Source organism: Nannocystis punicea (assembly GCF_026965555.1).
In the GTDB taxonomy this organism is placed as follows: Bacteria; Myxococcota_A; Polyangia; order Nannocystales; family Nannocystaceae; genus Nannocystis; species Nannocystis punicea.
Genome location: NZ_CP114040.1, coordinates 3,979,956 through 4,002,332, shown reverse-complemented (window position 1 = coordinate 4,002,332; position 22,377 = coordinate 3,979,956). Strand labels below are relative to the sequence as shown.

The following is a 22,377-nucleotide window of genomic DNA, read 5'->3' as shown; positions in this document are numbered from 1 at the left end:
GGGCGGATCTTACCTCAGCGACATGCACGCCAGTGAAATCATCTGCGCCGCGCCTACGTTTTGTGGAACACTCAAAGGCTGCCGGTTGTCCGGGCCAGCACGCAAGGCGGGTTTATGGCGAACCAGGATCCTCGTACTCCTTCACCACCGTCCGGGACTCGTAGCCCGACGCGGTCCCTCTCCCAACGACTTCGTCCCTTCCTCCGCCGCGACCTCCGGTCGCGCACCGCCTCGGCCCTGGTCGCCGCGACCCTGATCAGCGGCCTCACATGGCTCGGGACCTCCGCGCTGACGCGCATGGACAGCCCCGCCGCCCAGGACGTGCGGGTCGCCATCGGCCTCGAAGACGCCTGGGCCGTGTGCGACGGCCCGCAGATGCCGCGCTGCAGCTTCGATGACCGCGAGCAGGCCGTCGTCGACCGCGAGTTCGCGGCCCAGCAGCGCGTGCGGATCGCCGTCTTGACCGAGCTGCGGGCCCGCGTCGAGCAGGCCGTCCGCAACCTCGACCGCGGCGAGTCGATCTTGAAGCGCGAGGCCGTCGACCTGCGCGGCGACCTCCTCGGCGGCCGCAGCGACCTCCACGAGCTCTTGCTCGCCACCGTCGATCTCCGCCCGCTGACCACGCGCGACGAAGATCTGGCCCGCACCGCCGCGATCCAGGCGGCCGCGTTCGCGGTCGACGTCGACAAGGGCAAGCTCGGCGACGCCGGTCCGCTGCTCCGCGAGATCGACGCCCAGCGCCGCCAGCTGACCGCTCTCGGCGCCCGCATCGATCGCCTCGAGCGGCGCGACGGTTCGGTCGCCATCGACACCAACGGCACCGATCGCCAGGCGCTGTGGGCCGACCTCTTCAACAACGACCCGTACGGCGACGGCGGCCAGCTCGCCGGCTGGGTGCTGAGCTCGGGCGGCCTGCCGCACATCTCCAACACCCTCGCCAACCTGGCCCAGGGCGACCTGAAGACCCTCGCCGAGGCCGTCTTGAACCCGAGCGCCGCGCTGTGGCAGGGCGGCCTCGTCGACCCGATCGCCGAGTTCACCGCGCTGCAGAAGCCGTCGGTCCGCTACCGTTCGCCGGTCTCCGACATCCAGCGCGGCCAGCTGATCGGCTCGGTGTTGTTCGGCTTCGCCGCCTTCATGTTGTTGCTGGTCGGCCCGGTCGTCACCGCCACGCACACCGCCCGCGAGCGCGAGGCCGGCACCCTGCCCGTCCTGCGCATGACCGGCCTGTCCGCGGGTGACCTCGCCCTCGCCATGTCGGTCGGGCCCAACGTGTTCGCCATGGTCGCCGGCGCCTTGCTGCTGCTGCCCGCGCTCGCCCTGCTCGGCCTCACCGTCGGCGTCGGCCCGCTCCTGCTGCCGCTCGGCTTGCTGTTGCTCTTCACCGGCGCCACGCATCTCACCGCGATCGGCCTCGGCGACGCGCTCGGCCAGCGGGTCAACGCCCTGCTCGTCGGCGCCTTGATGGCCGTCGGCATCGGCGGCGCCGGCCTCTTCGGCACCGCGCTCGTCGGCGCCAACATCGCCAGCGCCGGCCTCCTCCTCGGCCCGCTGCCCGCGGTCCTCGGCGGCGTCCTCGGCTTCACCGGCCTGCCCGGCAGCGCCGATCTCATGACCGCCGGCGACCCCGAGCTCGGCTCCTCCTTCCTCGCCTACGCCGTCGGCACCCAGGTCATGCTCGCCACGATCTGCCTGTTCAGCTGGCGCCGGCGCGTCGAGCAGGCCTGGGCCCCGCTGTTCCGTCCGACCGAGGGCATCGCGCTCGCGCTCGCGTGCGTCGGTTGCTCGGGCCTCGCCCTGCTCGACCTCTCGTCGCGCACCAACACGCAGACCTTCGACGGCCTCAACCTCGTCACCTTCCTCGCCAGCGCCTTCCTGCTGCCGGTGCTCGGGTGGCTGCTGGTCGCCAGCCTGCGTCGTCCGGCCCGCGCGCACGCCGTGCCGAGCCACGTCGAGGCCCGCGGCGCCTTCCTGCGGTTCCAGGGTGTCCTCGCCGTCGCCATGCTCGTGGTCGGCTTCGCCTACAGCGCAGTGATGCAGCGCAACGGCCTCGCCGGCGAGCAGAGCGAGATCATGGTCGCCACCCTGACGCAGGTCCTGCTGATCGCCGAGACCGCGGTCGCCACCCTGCTGCTCGCCTCGCGCAAGCGTGACGGCAAGCTCGGCATCGGCATGATGGGCGGCGCCCTGCTCCTCCTGCAGATCGTCTTCGCCGTGCTGGTCTACCGCCTCGAGGTCGACCACGTCGCCCTCACGCACAGCGCCGGCATGCCGTTCCTCTACGGCATGAACGCCTCGCCCTACTGGATCGCCCTCATGATCCTCACCTGGGGGGCAGGCTTCGGCCTCATCCTCACCGCCCTCCTGCGGGAGCGCGACCAGGCCCGCGCGGCCGCGGCCGACGCCGACGAGCAGGCGGACGAGGACGCCGAGGAAGAGCGTCGCGGTCGCTGGCTGCACTGATCCAGCGCCTCACGGGCGGCGGTCTTGGACTGCGGCTTGAGTCCCGGGCGGCGGCAGGGCTATAAGGCCCAGCCTCCGCCCGGAGCCTTTTTGACCGCCCCCTCGAGCGAGCCTGCGTCCATGCCCTGGTTGTACGAGCACTACCACGACCTCTCCGCGATCGGCCTCCACGTCACCGACAAGGTCCACGAGGAGCAGAGCCCCTTCCAGCGCATCGAGGTCTACGACACGCGGGGTCACGGTCGCCTGCTCATGCTCGACGGCATGGTCATGCTGACCGAGCTCGACGAGTTCGTGTACCACGAGCTCATCAGCCACGTCCCGCTGTGCATCCATCGCGACCCGCGGCGCGTGCTCGTCGTCGGCGGGGGCGACGGCGGCACAGTGCGCGAGGTCTTGCGACACCCCGGGGTCGAGCGGGTCGTCCTGTGCGAGATCGACGAGCGAGTCACCCGCGTCTGCCAGCAGTGGATCCCCGCCGTCGCCGGGCGCCTCGACGATCCGCGCGTCGAGCTCGTGTTCGCCGACGCAGTCGAATACGTCCGCAACCATCCGGGCAGCTTCGACGCCATCCTCGTCGACAGCTCCGAGCCGATCGGTCCTGCGGCTGGACTGTTCGGCGGGGCCTTCTTCGCCGATCTGCGCCGCGCCTTGCGACCCGGCGGCATCGTCAGCGCCCAGACCGAGTCGCCGTTCTACGCCGCCGACACCGTGCGCGGCGTCTTCAAGGAGCTGCGCGGCGTCTTCAAGGGGGTTCACGCCTACTACGGCTGCATCCCCACCTATCCGAGCGGGTGCTGGACCTTCGCCCTCGCGGGCGACGACTTCCGCCTGACCGATCTCGACGCCTCGCGCCTCGCCGCGGTCGCCGGGCGCTACGTCGGCCCGAGCCTCGGCCTCGGCGCCTTCAACTTGCCCGAGTTCGTGCGGCGACTCGTTGAGGGCGACTGACACCACCGACGACGGGTGATCACACACACGCAGCGCGCGCTGCGTCGCTTTGGAGGCCGTCTGGTACCGTCGCCACGATGGCCCGTCAAAACGCCCGCACCCGTCTTTCCTGCCTCGTACTGACCACGTTGTTCGTGCCCGGGTTGGCCGAGGCGGGCGAACCCGATGACCTCGCAGCGGCGATCCCGATCACCTCGCCGTTTCACGAGCCGCTGGTGTTCGGCGCCGACCTCGAGCAGCCGCCCGTGCAGGCCGGCGAGTGGATCGTCTTCACCAACTTCGACGGCGGCGACATGAGCTTCTGCGGCTGGGGCAACAACGACCCGCAGGACAACTGCTCCACGATCTTCGACGGTCAGGTCCTGCCGTTCGGCGGCGACCTCGGGCGACGCGCCGCCGTCGTCCAGGTCATGCGCAACGACCTCGGCAAGTTCAACATCCACGTCACCGACGTCCGGCCTGCCAGCGGCGACTACGACATGGAGATGATCGGCGACTGGAACCCCGCGCCCGGCGGTGGCTTCGCCGGCGTCGCGCCCAGCATCGACTGTTTCAACGGCAACGGCGGCGAGGTCAGCTTCACCCTCGACTACACCAGCTCGCCGACCGGCATCGCCAAGGCCGTGCTGCAGGAGATCGCCCACACCTGGGGCCTCGAGCACGTCGAGTCGAAGTCCGACCTCCTCTACCCCACCACCCAGAGCGTCCCCGATCCGACCTACGTCGACGAGTGCTTCCAGATCGTCCGCCTGGACAACAACAACGAGCCGGTCCCCGAGAACAACATCGAGTGCCCCAACCAGCACTCCCAGTTCTGCAACGGGAGCAACTACCAGAACAGCTACCAGGAGCTCCTCCAGATCTTCGGCCCCGGTGCGCCCGACCTGACCGCGCCGACGCTCGAGATCACCGCCCCGGCTGACGGCGCCGAGGTCGAGGGCAAGTTCGACCTCAAGCTCACCGCCGCCGACAACCAGAGCCCGCAGCTGCTCGTGCTGACGCTCAAGATCGACGGCCCGAGCGCCGCCGAGACCGACCCCACCTCGTGGCCGAGCCCCTCCGATCTGACCTTCCCGATCACCGGCCTCGCCCCCGGCGAGTACACCGTCACCGCCACCGTCACCGACGAGGACAAGAACGAGGCCATCGACACCGTGCACTTCACGGTCAAAGGTGAGCCGGTCCCCGGCACCACCGGCGAGCCGGACACCACCACTGGCGAGCCCGGCACCACCACCGGCGAGCCCGGCACCACCACCGGCGACGAGCCCGACACCACGGGCGACGCGCCGACCACGGGGGGCGGCAGCGGCAACCCCACCACCGGCGTCACCAGCGCGACCGGCGGCGTCACGGACTCGGCCACCACGGGCGATCAGAGCGGCGGCGACGACGGCTGCGCCTGCCGATCGGACCTCGCTCCGACCTCGGGCGCCCCGGCCCTGCTGCTCCTCCTCGGCCTCGCCCGGGGGCGTCGGCGCGCCCGCGGCTAGCCCCCTGCGCGCCCCCGCCAAACCGCGTACCCTGGCCCCGTGAACCTCGCCCTCGCCCCCGCCCTGCTCGCCGCGCTCGCCAGCGCCGGCGACCCGGGCGCGGGCGCGTCCCTGTCCCGAAGGCCAGCTGATTCGGCCCCCGCGTCACCTGTCCTCGAGTCCATGTCCCGAAGCCCAGGTGCCCCCAGCACCCCGGCGCCCGGCGTACCTGTCCCCGAGGACCTGTCCCGAAGCTCACTCGCCCCCGACGCCTCGGCCTCCGGTGCGCCTGTCCTCGAGGACATGTACGAAAGCTCGCCCGCCGGCGCTCTGTCCCGAGGCACCCTCCGGCGCGCGGCCACGGTCACCCAGTCGCCTGTCCCGAAGGCCATGTCGCCGGGCGCGTCCGGCCCCGAAGCCCTCGACCTGTCCCTCCGCAACCGCGCCGCCCGCCCTGCCGCCGAGCCGCTGCGCCCCGCCATCACGCCGCCGCTGGCCACCCGCGGCCTCGACGCCTTGCCCGCCGAGCCCGGCACCCCGCACACCCTCTACGTCAACTTCGACGGCGCAGTCCTGCGGCGCGGCTGCGGCAACGACTCGCGCCACGACTGCAGCACCCTGGCCGACCTGTTCGACGGCTACATCGGCCCGTTCGTCGGCACCGAGGCGCGGCGGGTCGCCATCATCGAGTCGGTGCGCAAGGACCTGCGGGAGATCGGCGTGCGCACCACCTGGCGGCGCCCGCCCGACGACCCCGGCTACACCATGGTCCTCTACGGCGACATCGGCGCCCAGGACTTCGCGGGCATCGCCCCGTACATCGACTGCGGCAACCTGTGGGCCAACGACACCTGCTTCGCCGGCGCCTTCCAGGGCTCGAACACCGGCGCCACGATCATCCTGCAGGAGGCCGCGCACACCTGGGGTCTCGAGCACGTCAACAGCCCGTTCGACAACCTGCACCCGTTCGTCGAGGCGCCGACGCCGTACTTCCAGGATCAGTGCAACAAGATCGTCGCCAACACCGACCTCGTCGAGACCGCCGGCGTGTGCAACCTCGTGCACGAGATGTTCTGCGAGACCGGCTACCAGAACTCCTTCCAGGAGCTGCTCTACCTGTTCGGCCCGGCCCAGCCCGACATCGTCGCCCCGACCCTCGAGCTCACCAGCCCGGTCGACGGCTCGTACCACGTGCTGCCGGTCGAGCTCTCGCTCTACGGCGACGTCGTCGACGACCTCGAGCCGCAGTTCTACGCCGTGGAGATCCAGCAAGACGGCCAGACGCTCTTCAGCGACGAGGCGATCCGCGTCGACCTGCGGCTCAAGAACCCGCCGCCGGGCACCTACGACCTCCTCGTCACCGTCCGCGACGAGGGCGGCAACGCCGGCAGCGACCGCGTGCGCTTCACGATCCTGCCCGAGGGCAGCGAAGATCCGGACAGCACCACCGGCGACAGCGACGGCACCGGCGACACCGGGGACACCGGCGACACCGGCGGCCTGTCCGAGACCCAGGGCTGCGACCTCGGCGTCAGCGCGAGCGGCCCCGCCTGGCTCGTCGTGCTCGCGCTGGGCCGCCGGCGCCGGCGAACGCTCGCGGTCCGTTGCACCGCTCTGGCCACCCCGCCCGCGCCGCGCTAAAGGAGACCCGTGACGCACCGCCTGCGCCTCGCCCCGTTCGCCCTCGTGCTCCTCGCCGCCTGTCCGCAAGCACAGGCGCCCGCGCCCACCCCGACCGTCGACGGCGCACACCCGGCCCCGTCCGACCCGCGCGTCGTCGAGGACACCGGCGACCTCTACGCCGCCCAGAGCGCCCCGAGCGCGGCCAAGCAGCCCGACCCCGACCCCGTGAAGTCGCCGGGCACCGGCCGCCCCGACGAGACCAACGGCGTCTGCCGCCTCTACGCCCCCGAGCTGCCCAACCCGAAGTGCTGCGAGCACACGCTCGGCTTCGACAGCAAGGCCGCCGCCGAGATCTGCGGCCTGCAGGTCTACCTCGGCGAGTCGTTCCACAACAGCTGCGGCTTCTACTTCGTGCCCGAGCCCAACAGCCCGGCGCAGTGGTTCCGGATCGCCACCATCCTCGGCGACACCCCGCAGAAGGCCGCCGAGGACAACCTCTACTCCATGCGCCGCACCGACCCGAACGTCTCCGTCGACCCGGTCCCGGACGTCCCCGGCGCCTTCTGGACCCGGCAGAACGAGTACCGCTGGGCCTTCCTGCCGGGGTGGAAGGGCGTCCGCATGTTCGCGTGGAAGACCTCCAGCTGCAGCGACGACAAGGTCGCCGGCCTGCTCCGCCAGATCATCGCCGCCCCCGAGGAGGTCTCCGGCTCGCGCCGCGACGGCCTGGTCCCGATCGCCGCCCCCCAGGCGCCCGCCACCAAACCTTGAGACATGTCCCCAAGGACATGGCGGAATGAACATGCCGAGCCAGCCGGCTCTCGCGTGCCCCAAGCATCACGCCGGCGAAGCCCGGCGACGGCATGTCCTCGGGAACCTCGCCGCGCCGGACGGCCGGTGGCAGTCCGATCTTACTGTCCTTCCACGCATGCCCTGAAAGACAGGTGATTCCCGTCCGCGCCCCGCGCTGGGCCCGCCTCACCCCGCGCGCCAGCCGTCGAACCGCGTCGCCCCTTCGACCCCGCGCGCCGCGGCCAGCGCCCGTTTCCCGAGCGCGTACACGCGAAAGAACAGCTCGAGCCCGCGCCGCTGCGCCGGCGTCAGCGGCGTCGCGCTGAAGATCACCTTCGGGTCGTCCTGGCCCGCGTCGACGAAGCCGACGATCGCCACCACGGCCAGCTCGACCTCGGTCCCCGCGGGCAAGCGACGTCCGAGCACCACCGCGTCGAGCGGGTCGCCGTCGCCGGACATGACCCCGGGGACATGTCCGTAGTTATAGGGGCACGGCAGCGGCGACACGAAGTCGACCCGCCCGTCGCTGCGGCGCTTGACGAAGCTCAGGCGCGGGTACTCGATCGTCACCCGGCAGCGCGCCCCGATCTCCGGCAGGTCCACGGCGGAGGTCTACGCCAGCCCCGCCGCGCCCGCAACTCTCACCTGCCCCATCATTCCTGTCCGGAAGTGCAGCACCTGCGGTCCGCCTCAGAACCGCCCGAACGCCGCGATCCCGGCGCCCCCGGCCCCGAACGTCGGCGCCGCGCGGGCCGCCCGCCGCTTGCGCTCCTGCACCCGGTCGGCGAAGAGGAGGCTCGCGCCGGCCACCAGGATCCCCGCCCCCGCCGCCAGAGTCAGGTAGCCCGCGTCGTGGTAGCTCGCCAGCGCCGCGTCGGAGCAGTCGGGCGTCGCCGTCGTGCACTCCGCGCGGTACAGCAGCAGCCCCACGCCCACGGCCGACGTCAGCGCCCCGCCGATCGACACCCCGAAGCCCGCGGCCAGCAGCTCGAGCGACGGCTCCGACGGCGCCGCCCAGCTCGTCTGTCCCCGCCACTGACTCGGACGAGGCGGCGGCAGCCGCTTCAGCGCCGGCGCCGGCGTGGTCGGGCCGGCCGGCGCGGCGTCGCCCGTCGGGCTCTTCTCGACCTCCGGGGTCGGGGTCGGCGGCGGCGGATCGGCGCACACGTCGCGACCCGCCGCCTGGCTGGCCGCGCGCAGGCTCTGGTCGATCCGGTCGGCCAGCCCCAGCGCCCGGCGACGGAGCCGGATCGCCTCCGCCTTCTGCGGCCGCTCGAGGTAGTCGCGGACCACCCCGGCCGCGCGGCACATCGAGCCCGTCTCGCCGTCGCTCGCGTGGGCCTGCTCGTACGCCGCCACTGTGTCGCTCAGCACATTGAAGAGGTCGCGGCTCGCTCGCGGATCGAGCTCCGTCAGGCCCACGTACACCCGCTCGAAGCAGGACCCCGCCTCGCCGCTGCGACCGTCCTTGCGCAGCGCCTGACAACCCTCGTGATCGCGTCGCAGCGCCTCCGTGGCGGGGTTCGCCGCCTCGACCTGACCGCTCGTCAGCGCCGCTGCGCACGCCAGCGCCGTCGCCCTGCGCCTCGTCATCGCCCCAGTATCGGCCAGTTCGGCGCCCGAGGCAGCGGTCGCTTCCGCCCCTACCTGACGCGCCGGCGCCGCCGCTCCCACCTTTATACTCGGCGCATGACGGGCGACGACGTCGACGGCACCGGTCCCACGCAGGCGACTCCTGCCGAGGGCGACGCCCCGACCGATCTCGCCTCCGGCATCACGCGCCGCGCCGACGCGCCTGACTCGTTGCTCGGGGGAGTCCTCGCCGGGCGCTACCGCATCGAGCGTCGCCTCGGCTCCGGCGGCATGGGGGCCGTCTACGCCGGCACGCACCTCATGCTCGATCGACCGATCGCCGTGAAGGTCATCAAGCCGCGCTTCGGCGACGACCCCGGGATCGCCCAGCGCTTCATTCAGGAGGCGCGCGCCGCCTCGGTCATCGCCCACGCTCACGTCGTCGAGATCACCGACTTCGGCGAGACCGACGGCGGCACCGCCTTCTTCGTCATGGAGCGGCTCGAGGGCGAGGACCTCGCCGCCACGGTCACGCGCGAGGGTCCGCTCGTCTGGCAGCGCGTCGTCCACATCGGCGAGCAGATCGCCCGCGCCCTCGCGGCCGCCCACAAGCACGGCGTCGTCCACCGCGACATCAAGCCTGCCAACTGCTTCCGCCTCACCCGCGACGACGACCCCGACTACATCAAGGTCCTCGACTTCGGCCTCGCCAAGGTCGTGGGCGGCGCCTCGCGGGGCGGCGACGCCTCTCTGACCCAGACCGGCGCCTTGCTCGGCACGCCCGGCTACATCGCCCCCGAGCTCTACCGCGGCCTCGCGGCCGACCATCGCGTCGACATCTACGCCCTCGGCGCGCTCATGCACAAGCTCCTCACCGGCGAGCTGCCGCCGATGCGGCTGGGCAGCGACGGTCCCTCGGAGCTCGCCCTGTCCACCGTGCCACCTGGCCTTCAGGCCATCTTGCGTCGCGCCCTCGCCGACGATCCCGCCGCGCGTTACCCGACCGCCCAGGCGCTCGCCGCCGACCTGCGTCACCTGGCTTCAGGGACAGGTGTCAGCCTCGACCCCGGCTCCACGCCGCCGGGCGCCAGCGGCCCGATCTTGACCGTCACCCGCGACGCCCGCGGGATCTCCTTCACCATCGGCGCCCCCCTGCTCGGCGCCTTGTTGCTCGGCCTCGGCCTGTTCGCCTTCTTCAGCCTGCGCGCCGGCTCCTTGCCGCCCGCCGAGCCCACCGGCGTCCCCGTCGAGCCGGCCCACGCCGCCGCCGATCCTGGTCCGCCGGTCGTCGCCGCCGCGCCCGCATCCTCCGAGCCGCCGCCCGTCCCGGCCGCGCCCACCGAGCTGCCGCCGGCCGAGCCGCGCAGCCCGACCGCTCCTGCCGAGCTACCGCCCGCCGAGCCGCGGACTGCGGCCGCGACCACCGAACCTCCCACCGGCGCCGACGCCGAGCCGGCGACCGCCGCCGCCGCGACGAGCGGCCCCGACGAGCCTGCATCGCCGGCCGTCAGCGACCTCCCGAAGGGCAGCCCCGCGGCGATCCAGAAGGCCATCCGCCGCCGCTGCGCCGGCGCCTTCGGCTACACCGTCAAGCTGCAGTGGAAGGCCGACGCCGACGGCCGCCTGATCCCTGGCTCGGCCAAGGTACTCGGCCCGCAGAACAACGACGCCGAGAGCTGCGCCCTGCGCCAGCTCGTCCGCAGCGAGTTCGCCTGGACTCCCGGCGAGACCTACACCCACGCGTTCAAGAGCGGCTGACCTCACCCGCCTGTCCCTCCGACCAGCTTCTTCCCCGACCCGTCACCTGTCTCTCCGACCAGCGTCGTCACCGGCCCCGTCATCTGTCTCTTCGACGGCATCCGTCCCGCCGGCTGTCTCTCGGGCCAGCTCGCCCTGCGGCCGCGGGCATCGTCCTCCGCCTCCGCGGCTCACCGCCCGGCGCGTGCCCGCCACAGCGCCCGGCCCACCAGCCCGGCCGCCACCAGCCCGACCAGCGCCACGATCCCGAACCCGATCGACATCCCCGGGTGTCCCGCTTGCTGAAGCCGCACCGCCCCGAGCGCCAGCACGTCCGGCTTCAGCGTGAAGAACCCCGCGATCGGGCTGGCCGACCACGCGAAGTGGGACGTCTCGAGCACCTGCCCCGCCGAGCGAGGGTCGTTCGTCAACGCGATCATCCACTCGAAGATCGATCGCGTCGCCAGCCAGCCGGTGAGCGCAGCGCTCGCGACCACCCCGGCCCAGAACAGCCGGCGCACCGCCGCCGTCCGCCGCGGCAGCTCCTCGACCGCCGCCGCGAAGCCGATCATCAGCAGCGGGATCGCCGGCACCAGGTGACGCGGCCCGAGGCTCCATCCGCCGTACCAGTCGGTCCGCGCCGACACCACCAGCCAGCGCGTCGCCAGCAGCGACAGCGCCAGCCACGTCGCCGCCGGCGCCCGTCGCAGCGCCGCGCGCAGGCCCACCAGCCCGAGCGTCGCCGCCGGCGCGTACAGCCACAGGCTCCGCCCCGGCGCGACCATCTGCGCCCACAGGCCCGTCCACGGGAAGGTCCACTCGCTGTAGTGACCGAAGCGCCCCGTCTCGAGCGGGTCGCCGAAGCGCAGCCACTGCCCGAGCAACAACGAGCCCAGGCCCAGCCCTGCCAGCAGCGCCGCCCCGATCAGCCCGCGTCGCGCCGGCGCCAGCGCTTTCAGACATGTCCCGAAGAACCTGCCCTTCAGTTCATGTCTTTTCAGACCTGCCCCAAAGGGCCAGAGCGCGTACCCCGCCAGGCACGGCCAGGCCACCAGGTTGAGCACGTGCACGTGGACGGCGAAGCCGGCGGCCGCGCCGGCCAGCCACAATCGGCAATCGGCCGCGCGCGGCGAGCCGGCGCGCAGCGCGTGCGCCTGCGCGATGGCCACGGCCGCGGCCAGCAGCACCATTGCCGAGAGCGGCTCGCTGAGGAACGTGCGCGCGTACGGCCACGCCGCCGTCCCCGTCGCGTAGGCCACCCCCGTCCACAGGGCAGCGCGCGCCGAGAAGCCCAGCCACGCCAGCCAGCGGACCAGCAGCCAGGCCGTCGCCGCAGTCACGAAGCAGTGCGTCAGGCTGACGACCAGGTGGTACCAGTCCGACCTGGCCTCGCGGACATGGAACGTGAAGTGGTCGGAGCGGACCGCGCGCGTCCAGGCGAACGGCACCACCGGCGCGGTCACGCGGGCCAGCGCGTACATCGGCGCCGCCACCAGCGACAGCCCGTGGCCGAAGAACCCGTAGCGGCGACCATCCTGGCCCTCGGCCCAGCCGAAGGTCCCCGGCGGTCGCCCGGGCGGTTCACCGGTGCGATGGCCGATGCCGGCGATGGCGAGCGAGCCGTGGTCGACCAGGCTCGCCGTCGTCTGGAACACGATCTCGTCGTCGGGGAACTGAATCCGGCCCGGCGCGGTCCACAAAAACAACGCGGCGCAGGCCGCAAATAGGGCGGCTGCGCCGGGCGTACGCGGTTTTGGGGATCTCGGGTCCAGGGCCGATTTCAGCCTCGGCGAGCCCGGCGGCTAGCCGGAGGTGCCGCTGGAGCTGTTGCCCATGCAGAGCGAGGTGTCGAACGTGCAGGTCACCGGGTCGCAGCCGAGCGAACCACCGGCGTTGCCGAGCGACTCGCAGGTGAACCCGTTGAGGTTGGCGCCGTCGCACTGCTCGTTCGGATCGATCTGGCCGTTGCCGCAGCCGGCCGGGTCGGTCGTCTGGGTCGTGGTGGTCGTCGTCGACGGGTCGATATCGCCGGTGGTGGTGGTGTCCGGCAGGGTCGTCGAGGTCAGCGTCGTCGTCGGCCCGTTGGTGGTCGGCGTCGCGGTCGTGCTGGTCGTATCCGGGCCGGTCGTCGGGTCGCCGGTCGTGGAGCTCGTGCCGGGCGCGCCGGTCGAGGTGTCCGTCCCGCTCGACGTATCCGTGGTGTTGTTCGTGTTGCTGTTGTTATTCGCCGTGCCGAAGCTACTACCGGGCTCGCCATCGTCCCCGCACGCGGGAAGGGCAAGACACAGCACGGAAACGGAACAAGCGAGCGTACGCCACGAGATCATGGCGCCTTTATCCCAACGGCCGAGTCCGAGGGTCAAGAGAAAAGCGAGCACGAGCGTAGATGGCGTCCTTGGGCCCGCAGAGACCTCCATCACGGGTTTTGGCCGCACGCAGGCGAGTGGAGCCGCGAGCACCCACGCGTCATCACTGGCACAGGCGCAGCGTCTGCAGTGACCCAGTAGTTGGTGAGTGCGCAGTGAGTAAGGAGTCCGCGAAGCGAGACGGCGAACCGCGAACAGACCGCTCCAGCTGCCTTCTCCGCCGCCTGCAGGGCCTCGGTGACGACCGTCCGCGCCGCTTTCATTCGCCTGACTCAAGCTCGCTCCACATGACCTTTGGGACAGCCACGCACCGCGTCGCCCTCGACCGAGCGTCCGCGCGGACACCCGACCGCGACCGCCAGGCGAGCGACGGCTCGGCTCGCTCGCCCGCAGTCGTGAATGACGCACGCCCCGCCGCGACCCCGGTGCCGCCCGCGGAGCGGACGGAATTCGCGGTCTTCTCGACTGAACAGGCCGTATATTTTTAATCGCATTGTTTCAAATATTTACGACAACAAACATCATGTAGTTTCGAGTCTCCGGATCACCGCCTTTGCGCCCCCCCTGGCGCGAGTGCTACCACGATGCTCCACGTGACCCTATCCGAAGCTCCAGCCATGACCCTGACCTGGCGCGAGAGCCTGGAGCGCGTCTGTGCGGCCGTCGTCTCGGTCCGGATCGACGCCCCGCGCCCCTTCGACACCGAGTGGAACGGCAGCTCGCAGGCCACCGCGTTCGTCGTCGACGCCGAACAGGGCCTCCTGCTCAGCAACCGCCACGTCGTCCAGCCCGGCCCCGTGGTCGCCGAGGCGGTGTTCCTCAACCACGAGGAGATCCCGCTGCGACCGGTCTACCGCGACCCGGTCCACGACTTCGGCTTCTTCCGCTACGACCCCGCGGCCCTGCGGTTCATCCGTCCGCCCGCGCTGCGCCTGCGCCCCGACAAGGCCCTCGTCGGCACCGAGCTGCGCGTGGTCGGCAACGACGCCGGCGAGAAGCTCTCCATCCTCGCCGGCACGCTCGCGCGCGTCGACCGCCCGGCACCGCTCTACGGGTCGAGCAAGTACAACGATTTCAATACGTTCTACCTGCAAGCTGCAAGTGGTGCGACAGGGGGATCTTCAGGCTCCCCGGTGGTCGACATCGAGGGCGACGTCATCGCCCTCAACGCCGGCAGCCGGACCCAGGCCGCCTCGAGCTTCTTCCTCCCGCTGGAGCGGGTGCTGCGCGCCTTCGAGCTGCTGCGAGCGGGCAAGCCGATCCCGCGCGGCACCTTGATGACGACCTTCTCGTATACGCCCTTCGACGAGCTGGCGCGCCTCGGCCTGCGCCCGGAGACCGAGCAGGCCTGCCGCGCCGCCGACCCGGGCGGGATCGGCCTCCTCATCGTCGACAAGCTGATCCCCGGCGGCGCCACCGACGGCCTGCTCGAGCCGGGGGACATCCTCCTGCGCGTCGAGGGCGAGTTCATCCCGCGCTTCGTCCCGCTCGAGGCGCGCCTCGACGCCTCGGTCGGCCAGACCATCACCCTCGAGCTCGAGCGCGGCGGCCGGCCGCTCACCGTCCGCGCCCGCGTCCACGACCTCCACGCCATCTCCCCCAGCACCTATCTCGAGGTCGGCGGCGCGATCCTCCACGACCTCTCGTACCAGCGGGCCCGCAACCCCCAGGTGCCGCTCACCGGCGTCTACCTCGCCAACAGCGGCTACCTGTTCTCGCCGCTCGACCTCGACCGGGGCGCCGTCGTCCGCGCCATCGCCGGCGTGCCGACGCCGGATCTGGCGGCCGCCGAGGCCGTCCTCGGCAACTTGCCGCACGCGGCACCCTTCATGGTCCGCTGGATCGACCTCGACCAGCCGACCCGCGAGCACGTCACCGTCGTCACCATGGATCGGCGGTGGTTCGCCATGACCCGCTCGACCCGCGACGACGCCTCCGGTCGCTGGCCGTCGACCGACGGCCCGCCCCCGCCGCCCCCGCCGCTACGCACGCCCGTCACCACCAACCTGCCCCCGTCCGACGACGTCCGCGTGCAGCAGGTCCAGCCGTCGCTGGTCACGGTCACCTGCAACATCCCCTACAAGATCGATGGGATCCACGCGACCCGCTTCGTCGGCGCCGGCCTCGTCGTCGACGCCCGGCGCGGCCTCGTGCTCGTCGACCGCAACACCGTCCCGATCCCGCTCGCGGACATCACCCTCACCGTCGCCGGCGCGGTCGAGATCCCCGGCGAGATCGCCTTCCTTCATCCGCATCACAACTACGCCATCGTCTCGTACGACCCGGCCCTCCTCGGCGACACGCCGATCCGCGCCGTCGACCTCGCCCCGCGGCCGCTCCACCCCGGCGACCCGGTGTGGCTCGTCGGGCTCAAGTCGGGCCACCGCGTGTTCGCCCAGAGCACGGCCGTCGCCGCCGTCGAGGCCGTCGACCTGCCGCTGCCGCGCCCGCCGCGGTTCCGCGCGATGAACCTCGAGCGGATCTCCCTCACCAGCGCCACCGCCTCGCTCGGCGGCGCCATCGTCGACAGCGAGGCCCGCGTCCTCGCGCTGTGGGCCGGCTTCTCCTACCAGGACGGCAAGGACCACCGCGTCGCCGAATACGGCATCGCCGCCGACCTGTTCGCCGAGGCCGTCGAGATCTTCCGCCGCGGCGAGTCGCCGCTCGTCTGCGACCTCGGCGTCGAGTTCGGCACCGTCACCCTCGCCGAGGCGCGCCATCGCGGCCTGACCCCGGAGACAGCCGCCGAGCTCGAGGGCCACGACCCGCTGCGGCGGCAGGTGCTGGTGGTCCAGCGCCTGGCCGCGTTCGCCCGCGGCTGGCAGGCCGGCGACCTGGTCTTGCGGGCAGGTGGTGCGGCGGTCACCTCGGTCCGCGAGATCGAGCGGTCGCTGCGTGGCGGCCGGGTCACCGTCCACCTCCTGCGCGACGGCGTGGAGCTCGACCTCGAGGTCGTGACCCGGCCCGACGACGGCCGCGGCACCGACCGCGTGCTCCACTGGGCCGGCGCGCTGCTGCAGGCCCCGCACCACGCCGCGCTGATCCAGCGCGCCGTCCCCGACGAGGGCGTGTACATCTCGCTCTACTGGTACGGCTCGCCCGCCAGCCGCTCGCGCCTCCGCGCCGCCCGCCGGATCGTCGCCGCCGAGGACCGCCCGACCCCCGACATCGACAGCTTCCTCGCCGCCGTCGCCGGCAAGCCCGACCGCGCCTCGGTCCGCCTCAAGACCGTCGACCTCGACGGCAAGGTCGACCTCCTCACCCTCCGCCTCGACCTCGAGTACTTCCCGACCTACGAGCTCCGCCGCACCCGCGACGGCTGGATCCGCATCGAGCACAGCTGAGGCCCGCAGGGAACCTGTCCCAAGAGACAGAAGCTCCGAGCGGCGCGGCGTGCTCCGAACACGAGGCGTTCCCCTGTTCCGGGGCTCGTCTCTCGCGCAGCGTCGTGACACCGTGCCGCACATGTCCCGAGGGCCATCCATGAACCGCGGACTCGCCGTGCGCCGACGAGTCGCACGCCGCCGCGGTCCACATGTCCCGAGGGACACCCAGGAACGCCCCTCGTCTCCCGCCCTGCGCCGGCGCCGTCGCACACGGCGCCATCACATGTCCGGAGGGACCTTCATGAACCGCGGCCTCGTCTCTCGCCGTGCCGACGCGGGCGCACACCGCCGCGCTCCACATGTCCCCGAGGGACCGTCATGAACCTCGGCCTCGTCTCTCGCCGTGCACCGACGCGGCCGCACACCGCCGCGCCCTCGATGTCCCGAAGGACATCCATGACCTCGGCCTCGTCTCTCGCCGTGCACCGACTCGGTCGCACAGCGCCGCGCTCTACATCTCCCCTGGCTGCCGAGATCGACATGTCCCGAGGGACACCCCCGCTCACCCCGCACGTCGCGGCGCCCCGCGTCCGAGCGTGCCCAGCCCGCGGCGCTCTGCCTGTCTCTCAGGACATCCTTCTCCACCTCGCCTGCGCACGGTCAACCGCTTCCCTCGCCGCTTCATTCCCGCTACGCTGACCTCGCATGCGAATTGCGATGGTCGTCGGCGTCGGCCTGCTCGGCGCCTGCGTGCCCAACGATCACCCCTCGTGGCTCGTCGATCACCCGATACCGTGGGGCATCGTCGCCAGCGTCGTCGAGCCGGGCGGTTATTCCTCCGAGCTCGTCGTCCCTGCGGATCGGGTGCGGGCCTCGGCGCTCCCGCTCGACACCCTCGAGCTGCAGTGGCTCACCGCCACCCCGCCCGGCGTCACCGTCCCGCCGCCGATCTGGTTCGTCTGCCCCGGAGACTGCTCCCTCCCCGGCGACGACCCTGTCCCGGCCTGCCCCTTCCCCTTGCCGCTGGGGCGCCGCGAGAACTGCCGCCTCGGCGAGGGCGAGCGGATCCGCCTCAGCCTCGGCGGCGCCTACACTGCCGACGAGTTCTTCCGCGGCTACATCGGCGTCCTGGGCGTCACCGGCGACGGCACCGTCGACGCCGAGACCTGCCTGCAGCGACTTCGCACCATCCCGCGCACCGACCTCGAGCAATGCCTCGTGCAGAAGCGGCTCCTCGAGCTCGGCCCCAGGAGCCGCCTGCTCACCGCCGTGCCCACCCTGGCGAACATCTATACCGTCGAGGATCCCCCCGCCGACCTCGCCGACGAGCCGCCCGACTTCCATCCCGTCCTCACCGGCATCCGCGTGAGGTACGTGCGCCTGGGCGACCTCGTCGACCAGCTCGTGCAATCCGGCGACACCGTGCACGTCCCGGCGGGGCGCTTCGTATTTCTCCAACTCCAGTACACCGACGACTCCGAGCAGAGCTACTACGCCTTCTCGACGGTGTCCGGCGAGCCGAACCATCTGCAGGCGACGCCTGATGTCGAGTCGATCCGATTCCGAACCGCTATCTCCAGCCTGGTCGAGGTCCGGGGTGACCCGGACAACGACATGCTGACGGGCTGGCGCATGCCCGACGAGTCCGAGCCGATCCTCGTCTACTTCTATATGTCCGACCAGCGCCAGGGCCGCGCCTTCGCCACCCTGCGCTTCGTCGTCGAGGACGCCAGCCCCGCGCCATGATCGCCCTCGGCCTCCTCCTCGCGGTCGCCCCGGCGGTGGCCCGCTCCCCTGTCCCTTCGATCCACGACGCGGAGCTCGCGGCGACGCCCCCCGCGTCGGTCGCCGCACGGCCTGTCCCTTCGAACATCCAGCCGCCACCCGCGCCCTCCCGCCCAGGACCTGTCCCTTCGAACATCCGCCAGCAGGGCCCGTCACCACCTGTCCCTTCGAACATCCGCCAGCAAGCTCCGCCGGCACCTGTCCCTTCGAACATCCACCATCAGGCCCCCGCGTCCCCTGTCTCTTCGAGCGCCCCTCCGGCGCCGGGCGCAGCCGTCACCGCGCACGCTCGCCAGCTCCGTCCGCCGTCCGCGGCCCCGTCGCCCCCCAGCTCCTCCAGCAGCGAGCCCCGCGACCGTGACACCGCCTCCGCGCGACCTGTCCCTTCGGACAGCCGCCTCGAAGCCCGCGGCACCCTGCGCAGCGCCGGCGAGCGTCAGCCGCTGGTCGGCGCGCGGGTGTTCGCGCGCGCCCGCCGCGGCCCCGCGTGGACGCGCGCGGCAGTCACCGGCGAGGACGGCGGCTTCGTCCTCGCCGACTTGCCGACCCTCGACTTCGAGCTCGTCGTCGTCGCCGCCGGCCACGAGCGCCTCGAGCAACCGACCCCCGCCGGCTTCTGGCGCCGCCGCCGTCTCCCCGTCATCTACTTGCAACCGGCGGGCGCAGGCCGCTACCGCACCATCGTCGCCCAGGAGCGCGCGCCGAAGCCCAGCCCCTTCAGCGTCCAGCTCGCGCCCGACGAGATCGCCGCCCTGCCCGGCAGTCAGGGCGATCCGCTGCGCGCCCTGCAGAACCTGCCCGGCTCCGCGCGGGTCCCCGGCGGCCTCGGCCTGCTCGTCTTCCGCGGCGCGGCGCCCAATCAATCGCAGGTGTTCCTCGGCGAGCACCCCGTCCCGCGCGCCTTCCACATCCCCGGCCTCGCCAGCATCGTCCCCGCCGGCACCCTGTCCGGCCTGCAGTACGTCCCCAGCAACTTCGCCGCCAACTACGGCAACGCCACCGGCGGCATCGTCGTCCTCACCCCGCGCGTCGGCCGGCGCGACGGCGTGCACGGCCACGCCAAGCTCGACCTGATCTCCGCCGGCGCGCTCGTCGAGGGTCCGGTCGGTCGCGGCTCCTTCATGATCGCCGCCCAGCGCGGCTACCTCGACCTCGCGCTCCGGGCCGTCGGCCAGCTCGCCTTCAACCACGACTACCTGCGGCCCAAGTACAGCGACTACCAGGTCGTCTTCGATCACCCGGTCGGCCCCGGCGCGAGCCTCACCGTCCGCCTCCTCGGCGCCAGCGACGTCATCCGCTTCGACTCCTACCGCGGCGGCGTCGCCCTCAGCGCCGGCTTTCACCGCCTCGACCTCGTCTACAAGAAGCGCCACGGGCCGTGGGACTTCCTGCTCTCGCCGGCGCTGCGCCTCGACTCCAGCGGCATCGAGACCGCCGAGCTCCTCCGCCGCCGCACCGACGTCGTCGGCCTGCTGCGCGCCGAGGCCACCACGCGCCCGTCGCGGCGGTTCCAGCTGACCTTCGGCGCCGACGCCCAGCTCGATCGCCACCGCACGCGCACCCACGCCGAGCTGCCGCAGGGCGTCCTCACTCCCGAGGGCGTCGTCGACTCGTTCGACGAGGTCACCCGCGGCCTCACGACCACCACCGGCGCCTACGTCAGCCCGCTCCTCACCGCCGGCCGCTTCACCTTCTCACCTGGCCTTCGGGCCAGCCTGTTCACCGGCATCGGCGGGGCCAGGTTCTCGATCGATCCGCGGCTGCTCGCCCGCTGGGCCCCGCACCCGCGGGTCGCCCTCCAGCTGGCCGCCGGTCGTTACTCGCAGCCGTCGTTCTTCGCGGTCGAAAACTTCCCCGGCGTCACCAGCTTCAGCGCCCTCGACGCCCTCGGCCTCGACAACCAGATCGTCCTGCCCGGCGCGCTCCGCTACCTCGACCCGCGGATCGACGCCGCCCCGCGCAGCCGCCTCGGCCTCCTGCAGGCCGTCCAGCTCAGCGCCAACCTCCACCTCCGCCTCACCGCCGGCCTCGGCCTCGACATCACCGGCTTCTGGCGCCGCGACCACAACCGGCGCCCCGACCTGGTCACCCGGCTCGGCCAGCCGCTCGCGGACTCCGGCGCAGTCGTCCACGGCCTCGAGGTCATGCTGCGCCACGACCTGACGCGCCGGCTGTTCGGCTGGGTCGCGTACACGCTGATGCTCGCGCGCACCGGCACCTTCGACGCCCACGACCGCCTCACCCTGCGCGCCCCCAACGACTTCGACCAGCGGCACAACCTCGTCGCCGTCCTCGGCGTCAAGCTGCCGCGCCGCTGGCAGCTCGCCGGCCGCTTCCGCCTCGTCACCGGCCTGCCGTTCACCCCGGTCGTCGGCGGCGTCAAGCCGGAGGGCGCCTTCTCGTACACGGAGCCGATCTACGGCCCGTACAACAGCGCCCGCATGCCCGTGTTCCACCAGCTCGACGTGCGCGTCGACAAGACGTGGATCCGCTCGCGCAGCATCGTCTCGGTGTACCTCGACGTGCAGAACATCTACAACCGCCAGAACGCCGAGGGCCTGTGGTACCTCACCGACTACTCCGGCACCCAGACCGTCGTCGGCGTCCCGATCTTACCGGTGTTCGGCGTGCGCCTCGAGTATTGACGCTCACGCGGCGGCGCCTGCTCGCAGCAAGACCGTTGCCCATCGGGCAGCGAACACACGCCGACGCGGGCGAACCCCGCTCGATCGCTGTTCGTCGAGCAGGTCGAACCAGTCCTCGGCGGCTCGATCGCCGTTCCTCGAGTTCGAGACGTACCCTCCCCCTCGCGCCGGATCGTTTTCGCGAGCCTGTCCCCGAGGACATCTCGATCGTCCCGGGCGCGATCGCGCCGGCCGTCACGAGTGGTTGTCGTCGCCGATCGCTGGGTGGTACCGTGGGACGATGCAACGCGAGAGCACGCAAGGCCGTTCGCGAGCGTGGTGGGCCGTCGTCGCGCTGTCCCTCTGGCTGCACGGCACGGCGCGCGCGGACGTGGTCGACCAGCCGCCGGCGGACTGCCCGGCGGGCACCAAAAGCGACACCTGTCACGGCGGCCCGTTCTGCGGCCCGGTCAAGTGCACCACCGACGCCGAGTGCACCGGCGGTGCGACCTGCCAGGACACCAAGGGCTGCATCGGCAGCGTCGAGTGCGGCGGCGGCGGCGGCGAGCCCAGGCCCACGCCCACGCTCTCGGCCCTGTGCGAGGACGAGGACACCTGCGCCGCGAACGAGACCTGTCAGGCGATCAAGCTCTGCATGCCGGCGGTCGAGCCGACGACCGGCGGCTCGGCGAGCGGCCCCACCTCGGACGGCACTGCGAGCGGCGGCAGCGGAACGGCCACGGCCGACACCGCGAGCGGCACCGGCGACGACACCGGCGGCAGCAAGGGCGGATGCGGCAGCTGCAGCGCCGACGCGGACGCCGGCACCTCGGCCCTCGCGCTCCTGGCGATCGCCGCCCTCGTGCGCCGGCGTCGACGCGACACCCGGAGGCTGCCATGAACGCCGCCCGGCAAGGGCACGAGCCCCACGTTCGCCTCGCCGTCGCGGCCGCCGTCCTCCTCGCCTGCGCCCCGCGTGAAGCTCCGCGGGCGCCGGTGACCGAGCCGACACCGCCCGCTCCCACAGGCGACGCCTCGCCCGACCCCGCGCCCGACCCTGCAGCCCCACCCGCGCCCGACCCTGTCGCCTCGGCGCAGCCAGAGCCCGCCGCCACCGACGAGCCGAGCGCACCGCCGACACCGACCGGCACCTGGCCGTTCGTCGCCTGGGATCGCGCCGAGGCGTTCACCTTCAACCCCATCGAGTACGGTCCCGGGGTCCCGCTGCGCGTCTACGAGGCGACGAAGGGCTGGAGCCCGAACATCGTCGAGCGCAAGCCGCTGTCGCAGGCCCAGGCCGAGCGCGCGGTGGAGTGGACCGTCGCCACTCGCGGCGAGCTCGAGGTGTCGAAGTGCGCCTTCCCGCGCCACGCAGTGGTGCTCTACGCCGGCGACGCGCCGGTCGGCAGCGTCAACGTCTGCTTCGAGTGCGGCGACATCCTGGTCTGGCCCGACTTCGAGCCGCCCGCCTCCGGCCCCACCGCCGAGCGCCGCCAACGCCAGCAGATGAAGGCCTACAAGCGCGTCTTCCCCGAGTGGCAGCGGTTCTTCCGCGACGAGCTCGGCCTCCCGCTGACCCTCGCCGCGAAGCCCTGATCGGGAGTGGCAGCGGTTCTTCCGCGACGAGCTCGGCCTCCCGCTGACCCTCGCCGCGAAGCCCTGACCG

The 22,377-nt window shown here is 72.4% G+C and carries 15 protein-coding genes; 11 read left to right on the top strand and 4 right to left on the bottom strand.

Translation table 11 applies throughout. The features are described 5' to 3' along the window. Nucleotides 1–297: 297 nt before the first annotated feature. From O0S08_RS15390 to O0S08_RS15370, 5 genes are all read left to right on the top strand, one after another. Entirely contained in the window at nt 298–2,463 is a 2,166-nt protein-coding gene (locus O0S08_RS15390; RefSeq protein WP_269039899.1) for a hypothetical protein, read from the top strand. A 120-nt stretch (nt 2,464–2,583) separates the two neighbouring features. Continuing rightward, nucleotides 2,584–3,414: a polyamine aminopropyltransferase gene (speE, locus tag O0S08_RS15385; RefSeq protein ID WP_269039898.1), complete on the top strand. Its 831-nt coding sequence runs from the start codon at nt 2,584–2,586 to the stop codon at nt 3,412–3,414. 77 nt (nt 3,415–3,491) lie between these two features. Next, nucleotides 3,492–4,907, top strand: a complete 1,416-nt coding sequence (locus O0S08_RS15380) for an Ig-like domain-containing protein (RefSeq protein ID WP_269039897.1) — start codon at nt 3,492–3,494, stop codon at nt 4,905–4,907. A gap of 39 nt (nt 4,908–4,946) precedes the next feature. Next, on the top strand, nt 4,947–6,527 hold the full coding sequence (locus O0S08_RS15375) for a hypothetical protein (RefSeq protein ID WP_269039896.1): 1,581 nt from the start codon (nt 4,947–4,949) through the stop codon (nt 6,525–6,527). Nucleotides 6,528–6,536: 9 nt separating this feature from the next. Next, nucleotides 6,537–7,280: a hypothetical protein gene (locus O0S08_RS15370; RefSeq protein WP_269039895.1), complete on the top strand. Its 744-nt coding sequence runs from the start codon at nt 6,537–6,539 to the stop codon at nt 7,278–7,280. A gap of 207 nt (nt 7,281–7,487) precedes the next feature. Here the strand turns inward: O0S08_RS15370 and O0S08_RS15365 are convergent, their stop codons facing one another. Then, nucleotides 7,488–7,904: an inorganic diphosphatase gene (locus O0S08_RS15365; RefSeq protein WP_269039894.1), complete on the bottom strand. Its 417-nt coding sequence runs from the start codon at nt 7,902–7,904 to the stop codon at nt 7,488–7,490. An 87-nt stretch (nt 7,905–7,991) separates the two neighbouring features. Then, entirely contained in the window at nt 7,992–8,894 is a 903-nt protein-coding gene (locus tag O0S08_RS15360) for a hypothetical protein (RefSeq protein ID WP_269039893.1), read from the bottom strand. Between the two features lie 96 nt (nt 8,895–8,990). Between O0S08_RS15360 and O0S08_RS15355 the strand changes: the two genes are divergently transcribed. After that, nucleotides 8,991–10,631, top strand: coding sequence for a serine/threonine-protein kinase (locus O0S08_RS15355; protein ID WP_269039892.1), 1,641 nt, complete (start codon nt 8,991–8,993; stop codon nt 10,629–10,631). A gap of 170 nt (nt 10,632–10,801) precedes the next feature. On the opposite strand, the gene O0S08_RS15350 is transcribed toward O0S08_RS15355, so the two are convergent. Next, nucleotides 10,802–12,316 (bottom strand): hypothetical protein, encoded by a 1,515-nt coding sequence (locus O0S08_RS15350; RefSeq protein WP_269039891.1) that lies wholly within the window; start codon nt 12,314–12,316, stop codon nt 10,802–10,804. Between the two features lie 96 nt (nt 12,317–12,412). Next, entirely contained in the window at nt 12,413–12,937 is a 525-nt protein-coding gene (locus O0S08_RS15345; RefSeq protein ID WP_269039890.1) for a hypothetical protein, read from the bottom strand. A gap of 656 nt (nt 12,938–13,593) precedes the next feature. Between O0S08_RS15345 and O0S08_RS15340 the strand changes: the two genes are divergently transcribed. The 5 genes from O0S08_RS15340 to O0S08_RS15320 all read left to right on the top strand — a co-directional run bounded on the left by O0S08_RS15340 (nt 13,594) and on the right by O0S08_RS15320 (nt 22,307). Then, on the top strand, nt 13,594–16,320 hold the full coding sequence (locus O0S08_RS15340; RefSeq protein ID WP_269039889.1) for a trypsin-like peptidase domain-containing protein: 2,727 nt from the start codon (nt 13,594–13,596) through the stop codon (nt 16,318–16,320). 687 nt (nt 16,321–17,007) lie between these two features. After that, a complete protein-coding gene (locus tag O0S08_RS15335) occupies nt 17,008–18,048 on the top strand; it encodes a hypothetical protein (protein WP_269039888.1) in 1,041 nt (346 codons plus the stop codon). Next, on the top strand, nt 18,045–20,732 hold the full coding sequence (locus O0S08_RS15330) for a hypothetical protein (protein WP_269039887.1): 2,688 nt from the start codon (nt 18,045–18,047) through the stop codon (nt 20,730–20,732). Before O0S08_RS15335 ends, O0S08_RS15330 begins: the two co-directional genes overlap by 4 nt. Nucleotides 20,733–21,012: 280 nt before the next feature. Further along, complete coding sequence (locus O0S08_RS15325; RefSeq protein ID WP_269039886.1) at nt 21,013–21,612, top strand: MYXO-CTERM sorting domain-containing protein; 600 nt, start codon at nt 21,013–21,015, stop codon at nt 21,610–21,612. Beyond that, nucleotides 21,609–22,307 (top strand): hypothetical protein, encoded by a 699-nt coding sequence (locus tag O0S08_RS15320; protein ID WP_269039885.1) that lies wholly within the window; start codon nt 21,609–21,611, stop codon nt 22,305–22,307. The genes O0S08_RS15325 and O0S08_RS15320 overlap by 4 nt, the downstream gene beginning before the upstream one ends. Nucleotides 22,308–22,377: the final 70 nt, after the last annotated feature.